Source organism: Massilia sp. CT11-108 (assembly GCF_047302915.1).
Taxonomy (GTDB): domain Bacteria; phylum Pseudomonadota; class Gammaproteobacteria; order Burkholderiales; family Burkholderiaceae_D; genus Telluria; species Telluria orientalis.
This window is the reverse complement of sequence record NZ_JBKYMO010001657.1, coordinates 1-248: the sequence shown is the minus strand read 5'-3', so window position 1 is coordinate 248 and position 248 is coordinate 1. Positions and strand designations below refer to the sequence as shown.

General features: G+C 68.5%; 1 protein-coding gene. It reads right to left on the bottom strand.

Going from position 1 to position 248, the window contains the following annotated elements:
* On the bottom strand, window positions 1–248 hold a 248-nt coding region (locus ACEN88_RS35935; RefSeq protein ID WP_413347159.1), incomplete at both ends, for a hypothetical protein.

Here is a 248-nt window from a genome sequence, read left to right as displayed (position 1 = left end):
AGCTGGGCCAGGTGCGTGTTGGCATAGCCGAGCAGCACGTCGAGCGTGAATTGCTGGGCGTAGTTGCGGAATTTCTTGCCGTCCGCGGAGCCGATCAGTTCCGCCAGCTTGGCCCACCGGTCCTCGATGGCGCGCTGGCGCTCGATCTCGGCCATCATCGAGCGCGCACGCTCGCGCCGCTGCTCGTCCTCGCGGATGCGCATGGCGAGGCTGGCCGCCGCTTCGTGTGCGGCGTCCCGTTCGGTCTG